The organism is Tannockella kyphosi (assembly GCF_021054785.1).
GTDB classification, from domain to species: domain Bacteria; phylum Bacillota_I; class Bacilli_A; order Erysipelotrichales; family Coprobacillaceae; genus Tannockella; species Tannockella kyphosi.
This window is the reverse complement of record NZ_CP088239.1, coordinates 2,056,621-2,074,025: the sequence shown is the minus strand read 5'-3', so window position 1 is coordinate 2,074,025 and position 17,405 is coordinate 2,056,621. Positions and strand designations below refer to the sequence as shown.

Sequence of the window (17,405 nt, the reverse complement as noted above, 5' to 3'; positions counted from 1 at the left end):
AAAAAAGTCACTGTATACACCTACACTGACTCATCATTTTTATCTTTATACTAAAAATGATGAGATTTCCATGTTATACTTAAGTTGCACCAAAAGCAGAAAGGAAATCTCACCATGGACAGTATAACATCTATTCTAAATAATTTAAATAGCTTTTCTAAATCTAATTTCAAATTCTCTCAATATATTGAATCTTTGCTTCTTCTAAAGCATATTCCTTCATCTTTGAGTGACTTATTAAATACCGATGATTTTATCTATCACTTACAAGAAGCTTCTTCTCATATTCAATGGTTAACTTCTTACTTTGATGATCACATCATCCAATCTTTAAAAAAGGAAGTATCTCGCTTAAAGAAGACAAAAGATACTACGATTCCTTATGCCGACTTCACTATTGATTCACCACCACTATTCCAAAGAGAAATAGTACAACAATTATCCTTTGGAGATATCTTAAAAGAACAAGCTATTACACCTGTAAAAAGAAGAAATCCTGAAGGTTTTACTTTCCAAGGAGTATGTCCTTTTTGTGGTGCTCCTACATCTTATATTTATAACAACAACAAACAAGGACAACTCCTTTGTAAGTGTTGTAAGAATACTTTTTCTACCAAGGTTAGTTTGCCTGAACAAACAGGTATTTACTGTCCTCATTGTAAATGTAAATTAGATAAGCAACATGATCGAAACAATTATATTGTTTATTGTTGTGTTAATAGAAAGTGTTCTTACTATTTAAACAATAATGAACTTCACTCCAAGGGAATGGGTGAACACCTTAAGACATCTTCTGGTGAATATCGTTACCGTTATCACTATCGTGAATTTAAGTTCAATCTAGAAAACTTAAAACAAACAGTAAAAACGATAGATGCTCCTGTTGATTTATCCCGTATACACTATGATTCTAATGTTTTAGGGCTTGTTTTAACGTATCATGTAAACTTTGGTCTTTCTTCTAGAAAGACTGCTCTTATCTTTAAACAAGTACATGGTATTTCAATATCTCATCAAACTATCATGAACTATGCAACAAGTGTGTCCGCAATTATCAAACCTATGGTTGATAAGTATCCTTATCAACTAGGATCTATTCTTTCTGGTGATGAAACCTACATTAAGGTACGTGGTAAAAACCACTATGTTTTCTTTTGGTCTGATCCTATAAAGAAAATCATTACTTCAAATACTATTTATCCTGTTCGTGATACGAAGTGTGCTTGTCAATCTATCTATGACTGTCTAGCTCATTACAAGGAAATACCAAAAGATTTATTACTTATTGCAGATGGAAATCCCATCTACAATGCAGCACAGTTATTCTTTGGAATTCATGGTATCTCTTTTGATTTACAACAAGTCATTGGTGTAAAAAACAAAGATGAAACTTCTAAGAAATATCGTCCTTATAAACAGATAGAAGAACGCTTAAATAGAACCTATAAACAAAACTATCATGGTACCAATGGTTATGATAAATTAGAATGTGCTAATTCATACATGACACTCTTTGTAGCCTTTCATAACTTTTTACGTCCACATTCTTCTCTTGGATATAAAACACCTGTACAAGATGATTTATTTCAAGATGCAAAGCTTATGCAAGATAAGTGGATAAAGCTCATCGAGTTAAGTACACAATATCATCAAGCATAGTTAGAACTACTTCATCAAAAAACGATACCCTCATTGCGCCCTTTTCAGGGCTTTTTTCATCACTAAACCAAGTTGACTATTTTGAAAAATCATAAATTTAACACTCTTTGCATGATTCTCCATCATTCAAAGAAAAATGATTCATTAAACTCAACTCTATATAGTGTTTTTCATAGATTCTTTACACTACCTTTCTATATATTAGCACTTTTTTTAAAATTTACAAGATGCTTTTCATAAAATGCAATTTTTTGTTATATGTTGTTTTTTGCGCAAAAAAGGATCTATCTCCATAGACCCTCTATTTTAATTAAAATTCTTGATGATTATCAAAATTAAACATTTCAAATACATCACTTACTGGTAAGTAATTTTCAATATTATCAATTGTTTTTGCTAATAATCCTGCTACTGAAACTATTTTTAATTTAGGGAATATTTTTTCTTCTTCTAATTTAATAGTGTCCGTTACAATAATTTCTTCTGCTCTACAATTTTCTAAACGTTCTACAGCAGCTCCAGAGAATACTGCATGAGTACAAGCTATACGTACAGATTTAGCACCTTTTTTAAGTAACATATCTACACCAGCCACTATTGTTCCACCTGTATCAATCATATCATCAATAACAATACAATGTTTTCCTTCAACATCTCCTAAAATACCCATGATTTCAGCTACATTTGGTTTAGGACGACGTTTGTCGATAATTGCAACCGGTGCATCTAATGCTACTGCTAATTTACGAGCTCTTGTAGCTCCACCATGATCTGGAGATACTACACAAATATTTTCTAATTGTTGTTGTTTGAAATAATTAGCTAATAATGGTAAAGCTTGCATTTCATCTACAGGGATATCAAAGAATCCTTGAATTTGTGCTGCATGTAAATCAACTGTTACAACACGATTAATTCCTGCTGCAGTTAAAATGTTTGCAATTAATTTAGAAGTAATTGGTTGTCTTGGTTTTGCTTTACGATCTTGACGAGCATATCCAAAATAAGGAATAATTGCTGTAATTTCTTTTGCTGACGCTCTTTTTAAAGCATCTGCTAATACTAAGACTTCCATTAGGTTATTTGTTACTGGATTTGAAGTTGATTGTACAATGAATACATCTTTCCCACGTACTGATTCTTCGATTTCTACTAAGATTTCTCCATCTGCAAAATGGTGAACTTTAGATTTACCCACTTCACATCCTAAGTTAGATGCGATGTCTGCTGCTAATTCCTGACTTGCTGATAATGCGAAAATTGTAATTTTGTTTTTCATCTCTGGCTCCTGTTATTTTTCCTTATTATTTCTTTTTTCTACTAATACACTAACGTAATCTTCCTTGTTTACTTGTCTTGCTCTAGCAATAGCAAATGCATCCTCACGAACATCATTTGTAATTGTTGATCCTGCTGCCACAAACCCATTATCACCAATTGTTACTGGTGCTACTAAGTTTGAATTACATCCTATAAAGACATCATTACCTATTGTTGTCTTAGACTTATTCTTGCCATCATAATTAACAGTGATTGATCCACAACCAATATTAACATTCGTTCCTACATCACTATCTCCAATATAACTTAAGTGTGCTGACTTACTTCCTTTACCAAAGTTAGCGTTTTTCATTTCTACAAAATTTCCTATATGAACATCTTCCATAATATGACAATTTGTTCGTAATCTTGCATATGGTCCAATATCAGTTCCACTTTCAATCACACTATCTGATAAAACACTAAACTTAATCTCTACATGATCTTTTACAATAACATTTGTAAATTCACAATTAGGACCAATATGACAATATTCTCCAATAACGGTAGTACCTTTTAATATTGTTCCAGGTTCAATAACTGTTTCTTTACCAATTTGAACATCACTAGTAATATATGTGTTCTCTGGATCAATGATCCCAACACCATTTAACATATGTTTTCTATTGATACGTTTTTGTAATGCTTTTGAAGCAAGAGCTAACTCCACACGATCATTAATTCCTCCAACTTCATGTAAGTCATCAATTTTATGACTCCCTACTTGAATTGCTTGTTTTGCCATAATTTTAAAGACATCTGGTAAATAGTATTCACTTTGAGCATTCTTGTTATCTACTAATTCTAATGCTTCAAATAAACATTTATTATCAAAGCAATATTCTCCAACATTCATCTCACTGATACCATATTGACCTTCTTGTAAGTCTTTAAATTCTACAATCTCTTTTACTTGGTTATCTTCCTTAATAATACGACCAAATCTTGTTTCTAAATCACAATCACATGTCATGATTGTTCCTTTGTTTCCTTGTTTTTCATGAGTGTCTATTAATGCTTGTAATGTCTCTTTTGTTATTAGAGGTGCATCCCCATTTAAAACAATTGTAGTACCTTCTTTTCCTGCTAAGTGTTGCCCCACTTGTTTCACTGCATGACCAGTTCCAAGTTGCTCACTTTGTAATACGAATTCTATACCTTCATTGCCACAAACCGCTGCTACTTCTTTAGCTTTATGTCCAACTACAACATATACTTTATCTACATCTAATTTCTTTAATTCATCAATAATTAAAGTAATCATTGGCTTGTATAATACTTCATGTATAACCTTTGGTTTTTCTGAATTCATTCTCGTGCCTTTACCGGCAGCCATAATGATTGCGTATTTTTTCATTTCAGTACCCCTTTACCACGTTCATTTTAACAAAAATTGAACATAAAAAAAAGATAAAACCTTTGTTTTTTCTTTTTTTTACTAGATTTTTGCCTTACTTTTCCTTTTGTAAGAGCTTTGTTTTTCTTACAAAATAATATTTGTTTTTAAAATGTTTTAATCCTGTCTCTAATATTTGTTCATCTCTAGTAATACCAAACACACAGGAACCGCTTCCAGACATCAATGCACCATCGAATCCTAGCTCGATTATTTCCTTTTTTATTTCTTCTATTTCTGGAACCATCCCTATCGAAGGTAGTTCTAATGTGTTCTGTAGTTGACTAACAACCACAGGATAATTATCTTCTTCTAATGCTTTTTTCATTGTCATACAATCATGATGAATTGCTTTTTCTATATTTAATGTTTCAAAAGCTTTTTTAGTTGATACCCCTTTTTTAGGTTTCACTAATAATAAGTATGCTTCAAAGTTATTTTGGATAAAATTTAACTTCTCTCCAATCCCCTTTACTAGAGCTAATCTTTCATAAATACAAAATGGAATATCTGCACCTACTTCTTTTCCCAGCTCTGCCATATCACGATAACTAAGTCCTAAATGATACAAATAATTAATCGCTTTGATAACTGCTGCACCATCTGCACTACCACCTGCTAAACCAGCTTGACTAGGTATATGTTTATAGATAAAAATTTTAACACCACCATTTATTTGATATCTCTCTATCATCAAACTAGCCACTTGATAAGCAATATTCCTTTGATCTGTTGGTATTGTTGGATTACTAGATTCAACAATGATACCTTCTTGTATTTTATCGACATACAACAAGTCATGTAGTTCAATAGGAGCCATTATCATTTCTAAATCATGATAACCATCCTCTCTTTTTCTCACTACATCTAACGCTAAATTTACTTTTGCATAAGCTCTAATCTTCATTTCTTTCACCTACTTATTGGATAAATTTTTCTTGCAACACCCCTTGTATCAATACCTCCGATACCTTGATGTTTCTTTGATGTCTTTGCAACAATTTTTTCTAAGTCTACATAGTTTGTAACACTAGCTCCTGCGATTTGGCTTACTACATAGACCGGATCTAATGCATGAATGTTTTTTCTGTCTGGACTGGATGCAAAGTTTGCTCCACTTGCTAGCAATAATTCGTAGTAAGACTGACATGCTCCTGCAAAAATAATTAAATGATCTTTATTTCCTTCATATGATCTTGCTACCTTAATTGCTTCTACGTAATCCAAGGAATGCAAATAGCTACTACTATCTTTTCTATTTCCACTTTTCTTTAGGGCATCATGCCCTGTAATTACTAATAAATCTGGTTTGTGTTTTTTTAATAATTCTAATATTCTATCTTTTACTTGATTTTCAGGAATATGGTAACCATAAGCATGTACTCTAAATTCTTTATACTTATTTAAACATAATTCTAAGTATCGATTGTCTCCGTCAATGTGTAAGACAGTTCCTTTGATTTGAGGGTTTTGTTCAATTTCAATATCGTTATCTTGTGGATTAAATTCACTTAATTCTAAATCTTCTAATGTACTATCTGCTATTAATCGATATTCTATCCCTCTTAAATAGTAAATATCTTCCTGGATTGCTTCTATTTCAAAACATATATCTTTGCCGTATTTCTTACGGCAAACAATATCTCCTATTTTCATTTATATCACCATTCTATTATATGTTAAATACAATTTTTGGTGATTCTTTTAAAATCTTCTAAACTTAATTCTTCACTTCTTTTTGTTTTTTCTATCCCACTATTTTCTAAAATAACTTCCGCATTTGTATAGTTTGTTTTTAAGTTATTATAAATTGTTTTTCTTCTTTGTACAAAAGAAGTTTGTAATACTTGATATAGTTCTAAGTCAATTGCTTTTTCAACTTCTATTTTCATTACTGCTGAATCTACTCTTGGACTAGGGATAAAGACATTTTTACTAACTGTAAACTCATAAGTACATGTTCCAATATCTTCCATCATAATAGTTAATGGACTTTTATATTTGCTAGTAAACTTTTCAGCTACTTCTTTTTGAATCATTACTACCATACAATCGACATTACTAGAACTAGTAAGTATCTTCTCAATAATTTTAGTAGTTATATAATAAGGAAGATTTGCAACAACACATACTCTTTTATATTGTTGTTTTAGTTCACTTACTACTTTCTCTATATCTTCTTCTAAAAAATCTTGAAAACGTATTTCTATATTTTGGTCTATAAAAAATTCTTCATAGACTGGTTGAAAACGTTGATCAATTTCATAACTTATCACTTGTCCTGCATTACGAGCTAATATTTGCGTTAAAGCACCAATTCCTGGACCTATTTCAATAACACATGTTTCTTTATCAACATTTCCACTAGCTACTATTTTCTCTACTATATTGCTATCAATTAAGAAGTTCTGTCCGTACTTCTTCATTGCTTGAAGTTTATACTTTTCTAATATATATGTAGTTGTTGATGCTGTTGCAATATCTTTCATTTATTCTCCTACTTGGTTTACAATATCTTCTTTTGTGATACCTACCATATTTAATCTTTTAAATAATGTTTTTACATTTCCTTGCCCTAGGTTAAATGTTTGATAAACTGATTCTCTTCTTTTTGTATTACCGATAATATCCAAAGATAGAAACTCTTTCCATGTAATACTTTCTTTACTACTATCAAATTGAACTACATTTTCCAATGCTTCGATAATTGCTTCTTTTCTAGCTTCTGCTATTCCTAGCTTCTTTTTTCCTATCGCATCTTTTCTTTCTACAAAAGCATGTTTGCATGTTGGAACAGCATCTTGGATTTGTTGTCTTATTTTCTTTCCTGGATAATCAGGATCAGTTAAAACAATGATATCTTTTACTTTACTTGTAGATACTATTAATTCTAATGTTTTATCACTTAATTGTAGTCCTTGTGTTTCAATTGTTTTCACGTGAAACAATTGTTGTAACACAGCAGTATCTGTTTTACCTTCTACTACAATTACTTCTTTAATCTCTTTCATTCTATCACCAGTAACAGTATACTACAATTTTACACGAAAAAAAAGGAACTATTCTTTAGTTCCTAATGCTTTCATATATAATATTGCTGCTGATTTACATGATGCAAGTGGGACTTGATGCACATCACAAAGTCTCATTAATGCACTAATATCAGGTTCATGTGGTTGTGCTGTTAGTGGATCACGGAAGAATATTACCATATCCATTTTACCAATTGCAATAAGATTCCCAATTTGTTGGTCTCCACCATAAGGACCAGATAACATTCTAGTTACTTCTAAATCTGTACACTCCATAATTCTTTTTCCTGTTGTTCCTGTCGTAAACAAAGAGTACTCTTTTAAAATATCGTAATACTCAGTTACAAAATCAATCATTTCTGCTTTTTTGTTATCGTGTGCTATTAATGCTACATTCATTTTTCTTCCTCCTCATTAAATAGTACGCTTCCTAATCTTATTATTGTTGCTCCTGCTTCGATTGCCTCTTGGTAATCTTGAGACATCCCCATTGATAATTCTTTTAATGGAATAGCTGGATATAATAACTGATATTTATTTAATAATGCTTTTGTTTGGTCAAAATAATGTTTTACATTCTCTTGATTTGGAGCCATCATCATAAAACCTTTTACCACAACATTTGGATATTCTATCAATTGATCAAATAATTCCTTTAACTCTTCTTGATTAAAACCATGCTTACTTTCCTCTTTTGCAATATTCACTTGAATTAAAACAGGCATGATAAGTTCTTTTTTCTTTGCTTCTTTATTTACCACTTCCAATAAAGATAAACTATCGATTGATTGAATCATACATACTTTATCAATAATGTATTTTACTTTGTTTTTTTGTAAGGTTCCAATCATACAAAAAGGAACACTACCTTGATACTGATCATACTTTTCCAATAAAGCTTGTACTCTATTTTCTCCAAAGCAACAAATCCCTGCTTTTTCAAGTTCATACAACTCCTCTACTCCTACATACTTAGTCGCTGCTACTAATTGAACTGGTGAAACATCTTTTATGAGTTGTTCTACTTTTATTTTATTTACAATCATTTTGAATCTCCTTTTTTTTATTATATCATAATCATTTCTTTTTTTGTCTCTTTTTTATCTGTCCTTATAAAATAATCATTAATTGTACTTTTATTAAGGTACACTTGTGTGTTATTCTAGATTCACGGAGGGAGATATAAAATGAATAACAAAACACTAAAGATTGCAATGGTTGGTTTACTTGCTGCATTATCTTACATTGCTTTCACTTTTTTCCAAGTTAAGGTTACTGTTGCTGGGGGAACAACATCTTTTCATTTAGGTAACACATTTGCATTATTAGGAGCTTTACTTGTTGGAGGGGTACCTGGGGGAATTGCCGCATCCATTGGAATGGGAATTGGAGATATATTAGATCCTATCTATATTACTGTAGCACCTAAAACTATTATTTTAAAATTATTTATTGGGATTGTTTGTGGGTTTTTCGCACATCGCATTATTAAAATCAAAACCAAAGAAGGTAAGAATTTAACAATGGGGGTTGTTGCTTCTTGTACTATGGGGATGTTATTTAATATTATTTGTGAACCCATCTTCTCTTATTTTTATACAAGCTTTATTTTAGGGCTTCCTGAAAAAGCTGCTGCTACTCTAGCTGGTATGAACCTTGTTACAACTAGCGTAAATGCTGTTTTATCTATTATACTAGCAACCATATTTTATCTAGCATTACACAAGAAACTAAGTAATTCTGGTATGATTGAAAAATTATTAAAATAGCTCCTTTATGGAGTTTTTTTGTTCCACGTGAAACACAAATATTTTATTAACAAGTTTTCTTTTTTGTTCCACGTGAAACAAAAAAAGCAAGCTATCATTTACTTGCTTTTGAGATAAATATCATATACTTCATTTTTGCTTAAATTTCTTAATACTGCAACTTCTTTAATAGCAGACTTAGGAGTCATTCCTTTTTCAATATATTGTTGAATATGTTCTTCAATAGAAATATCAAAAGTGTCCTCTACTTCTACATCCTTACACCCTTCTACTACAATTACCATTTCACCTCTTAATTCATCCACTACAGACAATACTTCTTCTATTGTTCCTCTAATCACTTCTTCATGCTTCTTAGTAATTTCTCTACATAGAGCAATAGAACGATTTCCTAAAATACTTTGTAATAAAGTAAGTGTCTTTTTGATTCGGTGTGGTGATTCATAAAATACAATCGTTTCTGTATGATTTTTAAGTGCATCAATTTCTTTCTTTTTCTTTTTATCTAAATGATTTAAAAAACCATAAAATACAAAAGGTTGTGGTGCTATACCTGAAACAACTAAAGCATTTAAACATGCATTTGCTCCACTAACAGGAACAACATTAAATTCTTCTTTAATTGCTTCTTTCACTAGTTCATATCCTGGATCAGATATTGCGGGATATCCTGCATCACTAACTAGCGCAATATCATGTCCTTCTTTTAATAATCCGATTACTTTAGGAATTGATTGTCCTAAATTATGTTCATGGTGAGAAGTCATTTTTGTTTGTATTTCGAAATGATTTAATAATTTAACTGTATTACGTGTATCTTCTGCTGCAATAAAATCTACTTCTTTTAAAACATTGATTGCACGATAAGTTATTTCTTCTAGATTACCAATAGGGGTAGCTACTAAATACAAAGTAGCTTTATCATTATGAAAACTTTTTTGTCTATTCATCGATCTTTTCTCCAAACATTTTTCTAACTTCATTACTATAACTTCCATCATCATTATGGGCATATAAAGGAGCTTCTATTTTAAGTCCTTTTTTTCCTTTATACATACCTTCTATTAATAATACGTGTGATTCTTTTCCTACTTTTGGATAAACAAAGCGAACTCTTTTTGGTTCAATATCATATTTTTGCATGATATTGAAAATATCAATTAATCTATCTGGGCGATGTACCATCGCAAACCTTCCTTTGTTATCTAGTATTCTAGCAGCACTTGCAATGATTCCTTCTAAATCTATTTTTATTTCATGTCGTGCTATTTGTAAGTAGGTATTTTCATTTAGGTTGCTTTTTTCATCCACTTTAAAAAATGGTGGATTACAAACAACTAGTTGTGTCTTTTTTGCATCTTTTACATAATCATAAATATCACTATGGATGATTTGTATTTGTTGTTCAAGATTGTTTAATGCAATATTTTTGTTTGCAAGTTCTACTGCTTCTTCTTGTATTTCTATTGCAATAATATTTTTTGTTGTTTTTCTAGATAATAGTAGTGGTATTGCTGCATTGTTTGTTCCAAAATCAACAATACTTTTTATATCTTTATTTAATGTACAAAAGTTAGCTAATAAAACAGTATCCAAAGAAAAGTTAAACATATCTTTCCTTTGGATAATTTGCATATCATTATGAGCTAACAAATAATTAGTTACTTCCTTTTCCATCTTTGTTTGCTTTCTTCCTTTTTATTTCATTTAAAGGTACAAATATAATTGCCCCTTGGTTATCAATCTTTACTAGATCATTCACAATATTTAATCCTAATACTTTTACTTCTTTTTTATCATAAATAATTCTTTCCCCTGGTTTAGGGAAACGTTTCTTTTCAATACTATAAATTTCATCTTCAAACTTCAAACAACACATTAATCTTCCACACATACCAGATATCTTTTCAATATTAATTGCTAGCATTTGATTCTTAGCCATATTAATAGATACTCCATTAAACTCGCCCATCATAGATGAACAACATATTGGCATTCCACAAACACCTAATCCACCTACTATTTTAGCTTTATCTCTTGGTCCTATTTGACGTAATTCAATACGACAACGGAATACTGTTGCAAGTTCTTTTAATAATTCTCGAAAGTCCACTCTATCTAAAGAAGTATACATAAAGATAACTTTTGCTTTATCTAATGTAAATTCGCAGTTTGTTAGTTGCATATCAACTTTATGTTTCTTAACAATGGTTTTACATAGCTTTAAAGCATCCGTTGCCTCTTCTTCATTTTTTTTGAATTTTTGAATATCTCCTTCTGTTGCTTTCCTAGAAATTTTTTTCAATTCTGTTTCTAAATTGAAATCCTCTAAACTAGCTAACTCTTTTGATATTTCTCCTAGTTCTACTCCTCTAGCTGTTTCTACTACAACCTTGTCCCCTTTTTCAAGTTCGATACTTGTTGAAAAGTAATATGATTTTCCTGCACTCTTAAAACGTACACTTGCTAATTTATTTTCCATAATTCTCCCTTCTATAGTTTGTAAAACAAACTATCTATTAATAATCCAATATTCATATTCGATCCTAATTTTTGTTTTGCCATTAATACAGCTTGAATTCTATCAATCACTTGATTTTCATCAATATTCCATGTTTGTATTTTTGCTTTTTCTTTTTCAAAAACAAGTTCTTGTCCATAAATAAATCTCAATAAGTCTTTCAATCCTACAACAAATATATCAAAAAATAATGCTACGTCATCTTTCTTTTTATATTTCATTAATAAGTTAGTATGTATATTAATAAGTACGTTATCTGGATTCGTATACATATCTTGTAATGTAGCAAAAGCTTCATGGTACATATAACAAAAACGTTCATCATATAATTCTAATCCATCTTTGTAAGAAGGAGCTATTTCTGCTAATAGGTTAGCATATGCTAACTCTATATTTTCTATTACAAGTTTGCTTTTTATTATTTGTTTGTTATCTGGTTTTAAATCAATAACCTGACATCTAGATACAATAGTTGGTAATATTCTTGCTTTGTTTTTTGTTGAAAAAATAGCAACAGTATCCCCTTCTGGTTCTTCTAACATCTTTAATAATGAATTCATTGCCTCTTTTGATGATTTATCTATATTTTCAAGAACATATATTTTTGATTTACCTTCTAAAGAGGTTGCAATAAATGAAGATCTTATTGCATCAATATGTCTTTTTTTAATCGATTCCTTATCACCATCATAATAAATAATATCATTATATTTTTTTTCGTCCACTCTTTTGCATGTATTACATTCATTACATGCAACGAGTTGATCACATAAGATTGATTTTATTAAAAATTGAACTGCTTCTTTTGTGTTTGTTCCAGATAAAAGAAAAGCATGATTTCTACGATTTTCTTTGTTTGCGTTATATACAAGATTATATAAAATAGGTTGTGTTTCTTTGATGTTATCCATCATAAATATTTCTCAATAATATCCATTGCCTGTTGGCATACTTCTTCTATTGATTTACTTGCATCAATTTTTTCAATACGATCGCTATATTTGTCACAAATAGTCATATAACCTTGGTACACTAAATGATGAAAATCATTTGATTCCATATCTAATCGATCTACAATACGATCACTTTTGTCAATACGTTGTAATCCTACTTCATAAGGTATATCAAAGAAAATTGTTTTTGTTGGAAAGATTCCTTCAATAGCAAACATATTCATATCATATACTTCTTCTATTCCTATTTTACGTCCTACTCCTTGATATACTAAAGAACTATCTACAAATCTATCACATAAAACAATTGCACCCTGTTCAATCGCTGGCTTTACTTTTTCTATTAAATGTTGTCTTCTACTTGCAGCATATAATAATGCTTCTGTTCTTGGTTCCATGGCAGTATTTTTAGGATCTAGAATAACCCTTCTTATTTGTTCTGCGATATCTATACCACCAGGTTCTCTAGTAACAACTACGTTTCTACCCTGGTTTTTTAATCTTTCTTCTAGTAATTGAATAACTGTCGTTTTTCCACTACCATCAGGTCCTTCTAATGTAATAAATATTCCTTGCATTCTAGCACCTACCTTCCTTACTATTATATAGAAAAAGTTAGCTTATTACAAAGCTTTCTAAAAAAAACACTTCAAAAGAAGTGTTTAGAGTTTATTTCTTCCTTCTAAAGAACGAAGTAATGTTAATTCATCAGCATAATCTATATTACTACCTATTGGTAATCCATTAGCAATACGACTTGTTGGTATATTTTTTGCAACTAATAACTTTGCAAGATACAATGCTGTTGTTTCTCCCTCTCTTGTTGGATTGGTAGCAATAATAACCTCTTTTGTTGTTTCATCAATACGATCAAATAGAGTTAAAATATTTAAATCTTCTAAAGTACGTCCATCTAATAAAGACATTGTTCCATGCATAACATGATAGACTCCTTTATATTCTTTTATTTTTTCCATTGCATATACATCTTTTGGACTTTCTACAACACATATTGTTTTTGTATCTCTAGAATTATCTAAACAAATATCACAATAATCTCCTTGGCATAAATGGCCACATTTTTTACAGTACTGAATACTATCTTGAAATGTTTTTAAAACATCACCAAATTCTTGGACATATTTAGAATCCATTTCTAATATTTGATATGCCATACGCTCTGCACTCTTGGTTCCAATTCCTGGAAGTCTTTTAAAACAGTTTACTAAATTTTCAAACGATTCTGGATAATTCATAAGACCTCCTATTCTTCAAAATCAACAATATCTTCACCAAAAAGATCCAAAGCTTTTTGTTGTGCTTTTGTTAGTTTTGATTTTTCTAATACATTTTCTTTTCTACCAAAGTTTTCTTGTATTTTTTTAGGTTCTGGTAGTTTGTTTTCATTTCTAAGTTGGACATATTGATTTCGTACTTCTTGCCATTCTTCTTTTGATAAAGCAATACATTCAATTGGTTGGTTATATATTTTTAATAATAACTCTTTATAAAATTTATATTCATCATTATCATTTACTATATCTGCCATTACTTTATCATCATACATAATAATTACTGCTTCTTTACATGCAGCAACTGGTGTTGCTGTTTTTAGGTTTATTGCAGCTTTGCATGTAATAGCGTTTAATTCATATCTTTCTATAATAGACCATTTACTTTTCATTAAAGTTAATGATTCTTTATTTGCTTGTACTAATATATTTAATATATCTTTTTTATCAATAATTACTACTTCTTGTTGTTTTTGTGTTGGTTCTGGTTCTTTTATTTCAACTTGTTCAACAAGGATAGTAGGTTCTTCAATAATAATTGTTGGTTCTTCTTTTATTATTTCTACTTCTTTTTTAATAATTGGTGTAGCTTCTATTATTGGTTTTCTATCAATCACTATTTCTTTCGTATCTTGTTTTACATTATTACATATTTTTAATACTGCTAATTCAAAATATGTCTTTGCATCTAATGATAATGTATATTGCCTACAAGCTTCTAAGAATTGATCAATCATCATAAATGTTTCTTCTACTGTTATATAAGGAACAATCATATCAACATCTTGTTTATTTAAAACAAATAATATAGATACATCATTTGTATTTTTATAAATAACAATATCTTTTAATATATCTATTAAATCATAGGTAAATCTCTTAATATCAATACCACTAGCTAACATTTCTTCTAAAAGTCTTAATACTTCTTTCATATCTTTATGGAATATTTTTAATAAGAAATTAATTTTTTGTTCCATCGATAATAATCCATAAACTTCTAATACTGATTTTTCTGTAAGTTCATTTTGATATGCTAGACATTGTTCTAAGACACTTAGGGCATCACGCATACCACCATCTGATAATTTTGCAATCAAAGGTAGAGCTGCTTTTTCATATTTTCTATTTTCACTATCTAAAACATAAGTTAAGCGTTGAATAATATCTACATCTTCTACTTTTGTAAAATCAAAACGCTGACATCTAGAGATAATGGTTGATAATATTTTATGTATTTCTGTTGTAGCAAAAATAAATATAGCATGTTTTGGTGGTTCTTCTAATGTTTTTAATAAAGCATTACTAGCTTCTGGTGTCATCATATGAACTTCATCTATTATATATACTTTATATTTTCCTTGAATAGGCGCATATTTTACTTTATCTATTAATTCTCTTACTTCTCCTACTCCATTATTACTTGCTGCATCAATTTCAATAACATCAGGATGTTGTCCATCTCTAATTTCATTACAATCAACACATTGACCACATGGTTTATTTTCTTCTTGGCATAATAATGCTTTTGCTAATAATTTCGCTATTGTTGTTTTTCCAGTTCCACGAGGACCTGAAAATAAATAAGCATGGCTTATTTTATCATTTCGTATTGCATTTTGTAATGTTTTTACAATATGTTGTTGTCCAACCACATCATCAAATTTTTGTGGTCGATAAGATCTGTATAGTGCTTTATATGTCATGTTATCAACTCCTTTCTCTATTATACAATAAAAAAAAAGACTTAGATACTCTAAGTCTTAATTATTCCATTAATTCTAAAGCTTCTTGAATACTTTCTTCACTAATATCTTCTAATAAAGAACTATCATCTACTTTTTCTTTTAAACTTTCTACTAAATCAATAGCTTCTTGAATTTTTTCTTCATCCATACTATCTTTTACATCTTCTAATGCACTTAATGCATCTGTTAATTGTTCTTCAGCACTACCATCTTCATACATTGCATATAATTCATCAAAAGGTATTTCTTTTGATAATTCATAAGCTTGACTTAGTAATTCTTCTGCTTCACTAAAATCAGCTGATTCTAATGCTTCTAACGCTAATTGGATATATTCATTTTCATCAATTGTTGGTTTCACAGTATTTTGATAAAAATAATATCCCCCACCTACAATCAATACTATTATTACGATTAATATTTTCATTTTTATACCCCCATTTATTTTCTTATTAAACATGATACGCTTTTCTTATTAAACAATCAAGAAACTAATCATAAATAAAATTTTAATAAGCAACAATATAAGAATCTATTTCTGTTAATATACTACTTTCCACAGAATAGATATTATCGCTATCTACACTTACTGATACAACAACACTTTCTACTTCATTATATGTTATATTTTCTATTTTTTCTTGATAAGCACTAATAATTGCATCCGCCCATTCATTATCATAAGCAATATATAATGCATCATATTCTTCACTAGACATGTTTGTATAATCATATTCACTATATTTTTCATTTAAGACTGTTACATATTCTGTCATTTCTGCTGTTATTGTTTCTACAATAGATATCGGATATATATCAACAATTACTTCATATTCTGTACTTGATATTTCCGTTGCATCATTAACTTCATATTTTGCTTGTAAATATAATTCTTTATAGATAGTGACAACTTCTTCATACATCTCATCATCAATATATTCTATTTCCCAATAATAGAAAAATTCTTCTACTTTGTTTTGAATTCCTAATTCATAATTTTCATCATTTTCATCTGATGTTGTTAATGTAATTTCTTCATAAATTTCATGATCATTATAATAGCTCGTATCTAATATTGCTTTTACATATTTTGTTGCATAATTAGATCCATCTTCCACACAACCTACTAATCCTAACGATAAACAAAAAACTAATAATACTCGTCCTATTTTTTTCATAAATATACCTCTCCCACTTGTTTAAACAATATCATATTTTGTTATTTAAATCAATTTTCATTCTATTTAAAAAAGGGATTTCTACCTTTTTTGTTTAAAATATTCTTTTACTAATTTAGAACAACTTTCTTCTAAAATACCTCCTACAATAATTGGCATATGATTTAAGCTTTCTTCTAGGCTACTTATTTTATTTAGAGATGCCCATCTTGTATCATGAGCTCCATATACTACTTTTGATATTCTACTTTGGATAATAACACCAGAACACATAATACATGGTTCCATTGTTGAATAAAGAATACAATCATCTAATCTCCATGTATTTAATTTTTTACATGCTTTTTGTATTGCTAGTACTTCTGCATGTGCAGTAACACTTTGTTTATATTCTCTTTGATTATATGCTCGTGCTATTATTTTATTGTTTTTTACAATAATAGCTCCAACTGGAACATCATCTTGTTTTAATGCTTTTTTTGCTTGTTTATATGCTTCTAACATATATTTTTCATCTTGTTCCATTTATTTTCTCCT

Annotated in this window: 20 protein-coding genes; 2 read left to right on the top strand and 18 right to left on the bottom strand. The window is 29.6% G+C overall.

All coding sequences use genetic code 11. From position 1 onward, the window contains the following. The first annotated feature begins 114 nt into the window (after positions 1-114). On the top strand, positions 115-1,659 hold the full coding sequence (locus tag LRR82_RS10075; RefSeq protein WP_249028930.1) for an integrase core domain-containing protein: 1,545 nt from the start codon (positions 115-117) through the stop codon (positions 1,657-1,659). A 310-nt stretch (positions 1,660-1,969) separates the two neighbouring features. Here the strand turns inward: LRR82_RS10075 and LRR82_RS10070 are convergent, their stop codons facing one another. From LRR82_RS10070 to LRR82_RS10035, 8 genes are all read right to left on the bottom strand, one after another. Next, positions 1,970-2,938 carry a ribose-phosphate diphosphokinase gene (locus tag LRR82_RS10070; protein ID WP_249029314.1) on the bottom strand — a complete coding sequence of 323 codons (969 nt, stop codon included), beginning with the start codon at positions 2,936-2,938 and terminating at the stop codon, positions 1,970-1,972. Positions 2,939-2,950: 12 nt separating this feature from the next. After that, a complete protein-coding gene (gene glmU / locus LRR82_RS10065) occupies positions 2,951-4,336 on the bottom strand; it encodes a bifunctional UDP-N-acetylglucosamine diphosphorylase/glucosamine-1-phosphate N-acetyltransferase GlmU (RefSeq protein WP_249029312.1) in 1,386 nt (461 codons plus the stop codon). Between the two features lie 94 nt (positions 4,337-4,430). Then, positions 4,431-5,282, bottom strand: a complete 852-nt coding sequence (ispE, locus tag LRR82_RS10060) for a 4-(cytidine 5'-diphospho)-2-C-methyl-D-erythritol kinase (protein ID WP_249029310.1) — start codon at positions 5,280-5,282, stop codon at positions 4,431-4,433. Between the two features lie 5 nt (positions 5,283-5,287). Continuing rightward, positions 5,288-6,031 (bottom strand): sporulation peptidase YabG, encoded by a 744-nt coding sequence (locus LRR82_RS10055; protein ID WP_249029307.1) that lies wholly within the window; start codon positions 6,029-6,031, stop codon positions 5,288-5,290. Between the two features lie 23 nt (positions 6,032-6,054). After that, positions 6,055-6,864, bottom strand: a complete 810-nt coding sequence (gene rsmA, locus LRR82_RS10050; RefSeq protein ID WP_249029306.1) for a 16S rRNA (adenine(1518)-N(6)/adenine(1519)-N(6))-dimethyltransferase RsmA — start codon at positions 6,862-6,864, stop codon at positions 6,055-6,057. After that, positions 6,865-7,386 (bottom strand): ribonuclease M5, encoded by a 522-nt coding sequence (gene rnmV, locus LRR82_RS10045; protein ID WP_249029305.1) that lies wholly within the window; start codon positions 7,384-7,386, stop codon positions 6,865-6,867. Between the two features lie 48 nt (positions 7,387-7,434). Continuing rightward, entirely contained in the window at positions 7,435-7,806 is a 372-nt protein-coding gene (locus LRR82_RS10040) for a methylglyoxal synthase (protein WP_249029303.1), read from the bottom strand. Beyond that, positions 7,803-8,453 carry a YggS family pyridoxal phosphate-dependent enzyme gene (locus tag LRR82_RS10035; RefSeq protein WP_249029302.1) on the bottom strand — a complete coding sequence of 217 codons (651 nt, stop codon included), beginning with the start codon at positions 8,451-8,453 and terminating at the stop codon, positions 7,803-7,805. Before LRR82_RS10035 ends, LRR82_RS10040 begins: the two co-directional genes overlap by 4 nt. A gap of 141 nt (positions 8,454-8,594) precedes the next feature. Between LRR82_RS10035 and LRR82_RS10030 the strand changes: the two genes are divergently transcribed. After that, positions 8,595-9,176, top strand: coding sequence for an ECF transporter S component (locus LRR82_RS10030; RefSeq protein ID WP_249029301.1), 582 nt, complete (start codon positions 8,595-8,597; stop codon positions 9,174-9,176). 98 nt (positions 9,177-9,274) lie between these two features. On the opposite strand, the gene rsmI is transcribed toward LRR82_RS10030, so the two are convergent. From rsmI to LRR82_RS09980, 10 genes are all read right to left on the bottom strand, one after another. Beyond that, positions 9,275-10,126: a 16S rRNA (cytidine(1402)-2'-O)-methyltransferase gene (gene rsmI / locus LRR82_RS10025; protein WP_249029299.1), complete on the bottom strand. Its 852-nt coding sequence runs from the start codon at positions 10,124-10,126 to the stop codon at positions 9,275-9,277. After that, on the bottom strand, positions 10,119-10,853 hold the full coding sequence (locus LRR82_RS10020) for a tRNA1(Val) (adenine(37)-N6)-methyltransferase (RefSeq protein ID WP_249029298.1): 735 nt from the start codon (positions 10,851-10,853) through the stop codon (positions 10,119-10,121). The genes rsmI and LRR82_RS10020 overlap by 8 nt, the downstream gene beginning before the upstream one ends. Beyond that, positions 10,834-11,658, bottom strand: coding sequence for a PSP1 domain-containing protein (locus LRR82_RS10015; RefSeq protein ID WP_249029297.1), 825 nt, complete (start codon positions 11,656-11,658; stop codon positions 10,834-10,836). The genes LRR82_RS10020 and LRR82_RS10015 overlap by 20 nt, the downstream gene beginning before the upstream one ends. 11 nt (positions 11,659-11,669) lie before the next feature. Next, positions 11,670-12,611 carry a hypothetical protein gene (locus LRR82_RS10010; RefSeq protein WP_249029296.1) on the bottom strand — a complete coding sequence of 314 codons (942 nt, stop codon included), beginning with the start codon at positions 12,609-12,611 and terminating at the stop codon, positions 11,670-11,672. Further along, complete coding sequence (gene tmk / locus LRR82_RS10005) at positions 12,608-13,228, bottom strand: dTMP kinase (protein WP_249029295.1); 621 nt, start codon at positions 13,226-13,228, stop codon at positions 12,608-12,610. The genes LRR82_RS10010 and tmk overlap by 4 nt, the downstream gene beginning before the upstream one ends. Before the next feature lie 84 nt (positions 13,229-13,312). Beyond that, positions 13,313-13,906: a recombination mediator RecR gene (recR, locus tag LRR82_RS10000; protein ID WP_249029294.1), complete on the bottom strand. Its 594-nt coding sequence runs from the start codon at positions 13,904-13,906 to the stop codon at positions 13,313-13,315. A gap of 8 nt (positions 13,907-13,914) precedes the next feature. After that, positions 13,915-15,648, bottom strand: a complete 1,734-nt coding sequence (gene dnaX, locus LRR82_RS09995) for a DNA polymerase III subunit gamma/tau (protein ID WP_249029293.1) — start codon at positions 15,646-15,648, stop codon at positions 13,915-13,917. A gap of 61 nt (positions 15,649-15,709) precedes the next feature. Beyond that, a complete protein-coding gene (locus tag LRR82_RS09990) occupies positions 15,710-16,117 on the bottom strand; it encodes a hypothetical protein (protein WP_249029292.1) in 408 nt (135 codons plus the stop codon). 82 nt (positions 16,118-16,199) lie between these two features. After that, the gene (locus LRR82_RS09985; RefSeq protein WP_249029291.1) at positions 16,200-16,868 is read right to left on the bottom strand and encodes a hypothetical protein; all 669 of its coding nucleotides are present in this window, start codon (positions 16,866-16,868) and stop codon (positions 16,200-16,202) included. Between the two features lie 81 nt (positions 16,869-16,949). Further along, positions 16,950-17,393, bottom strand: coding sequence for a nucleoside deaminase (locus tag LRR82_RS09980; RefSeq protein WP_249029290.1), 444 nt, complete (start codon positions 17,391-17,393; stop codon positions 16,950-16,952). Positions 17,394-17,405: the final 12 nt, after the last annotated feature.

Coding starts and splice junctions, on each gene's coding strand:
- tmk (WP_249029295.1), bottom strand. CDS start 13,228: ATGCAAGGAATATTTATTACATTAGAAGGACCTGATGGTAGTGGAAAA.
- LRR82_RS10055 (WP_249029307.1), bottom strand. CDS start 6,031: ATGAAAATAGGAGATATTGTTTGCCGTAAGAAATACGGCAAAGATATA.
- LRR82_RS10010 (WP_249029296.1), bottom strand. CDS start 12,611: ATGATGGATAACATCAAAGAAACACAACCTATTTTATATAATCTTGTA.
- LRR82_RS09990 (WP_249029292.1), bottom strand. CDS start 16,117: ATGAAAATATTAATCGTAATAATAGTATTGATTGTAGGTGGGGGATAT.
- ispE (WP_249029310.1), bottom strand. CDS start 5,282: ATGAAGATTAGAGCTTATGCAAAAGTAAATTTAGCGTTAGATGTAGTG.
- LRR82_RS10030 (WP_249029301.1), top strand. CDS start 8,595: ATGAATAACAAAACACTAAAGATTGCAATGGTTGGTTTACTTGCTGCA.
- LRR82_RS10070 (WP_249029314.1), bottom strand. CDS start 2,938: ATGAAAAACAAAATTACAATTTTCGCATTATCAGCAAGTCAGGAATTA.
- LRR82_RS10035 (WP_249029302.1), bottom strand. CDS start 8,453: ATGATTGTAAATAAAATAAAAGTAGAACAACTCATAAAAGATGTTTCA.
- LRR82_RS09980 (WP_249029290.1), bottom strand. CDS start 17,393: ATGGAACAAGATGAAAAATATATGTTAGAAGCATATAAACAAGCAAAA.
- recR (WP_249029294.1), bottom strand. CDS start 13,906: ATGAATTATCCAGAATCGTTTGAAAATTTAGTAAACTGTTTTAAAAGA.
- dnaX (WP_249029293.1), bottom strand. CDS start 15,648: ATGACATATAAAGCACTATACAGATCTTATCGACCACAAAAATTTGAT.
- rsmI (WP_249029299.1), bottom strand. CDS start 10,126: ATGAATAGACAAAAAAGTTTTCATAATGATAAAGCTACTTTGTATTTA.
- rnmV (WP_249029305.1), bottom strand. CDS start 7,386: ATGAAAGAGATTAAAGAAGTAATTGTAGTAGAAGGTAAAACAGATACT.
- LRR82_RS10040 (WP_249029303.1), bottom strand. CDS start 7,806: ATGAATGTAGCATTAATAGCACACGATAACAAAAAAGCAGAAATGATT.
- LRR82_RS09985 (WP_249029291.1), bottom strand. CDS start 16,868: ATGAAAAAAATAGGACGAGTATTATTAGTTTTTTGTTTATCGTTAGGA.
- glmU (WP_249029312.1), bottom strand. CDS start 4,336: ATGAAAAAATACGCAATCATTATGGCTGCCGGTAAAGGCACGAGAATG.
- LRR82_RS10075 (WP_249028930.1), top strand. CDS start 115: ATGGACAGTATAACATCTATTCTAAATAATTTAAATAGCTTTTCTAAA.
- LRR82_RS10020 (WP_249029298.1), bottom strand. CDS start 10,853: ATGGAAAAGGAAGTAACTAATTATTTGTTAGCTCATAATGATATGCAA.
- rsmA (WP_249029306.1), bottom strand. CDS start 6,864: ATGAAAGATATTGCAACAGCATCAACAACTACATATATATTAGAAAAG.
- LRR82_RS10015 (WP_249029297.1), bottom strand. CDS start 11,658: ATGGAAAATAAATTAGCAAGTGTACGTTTTAAGAGTGCAGGAAAATCA.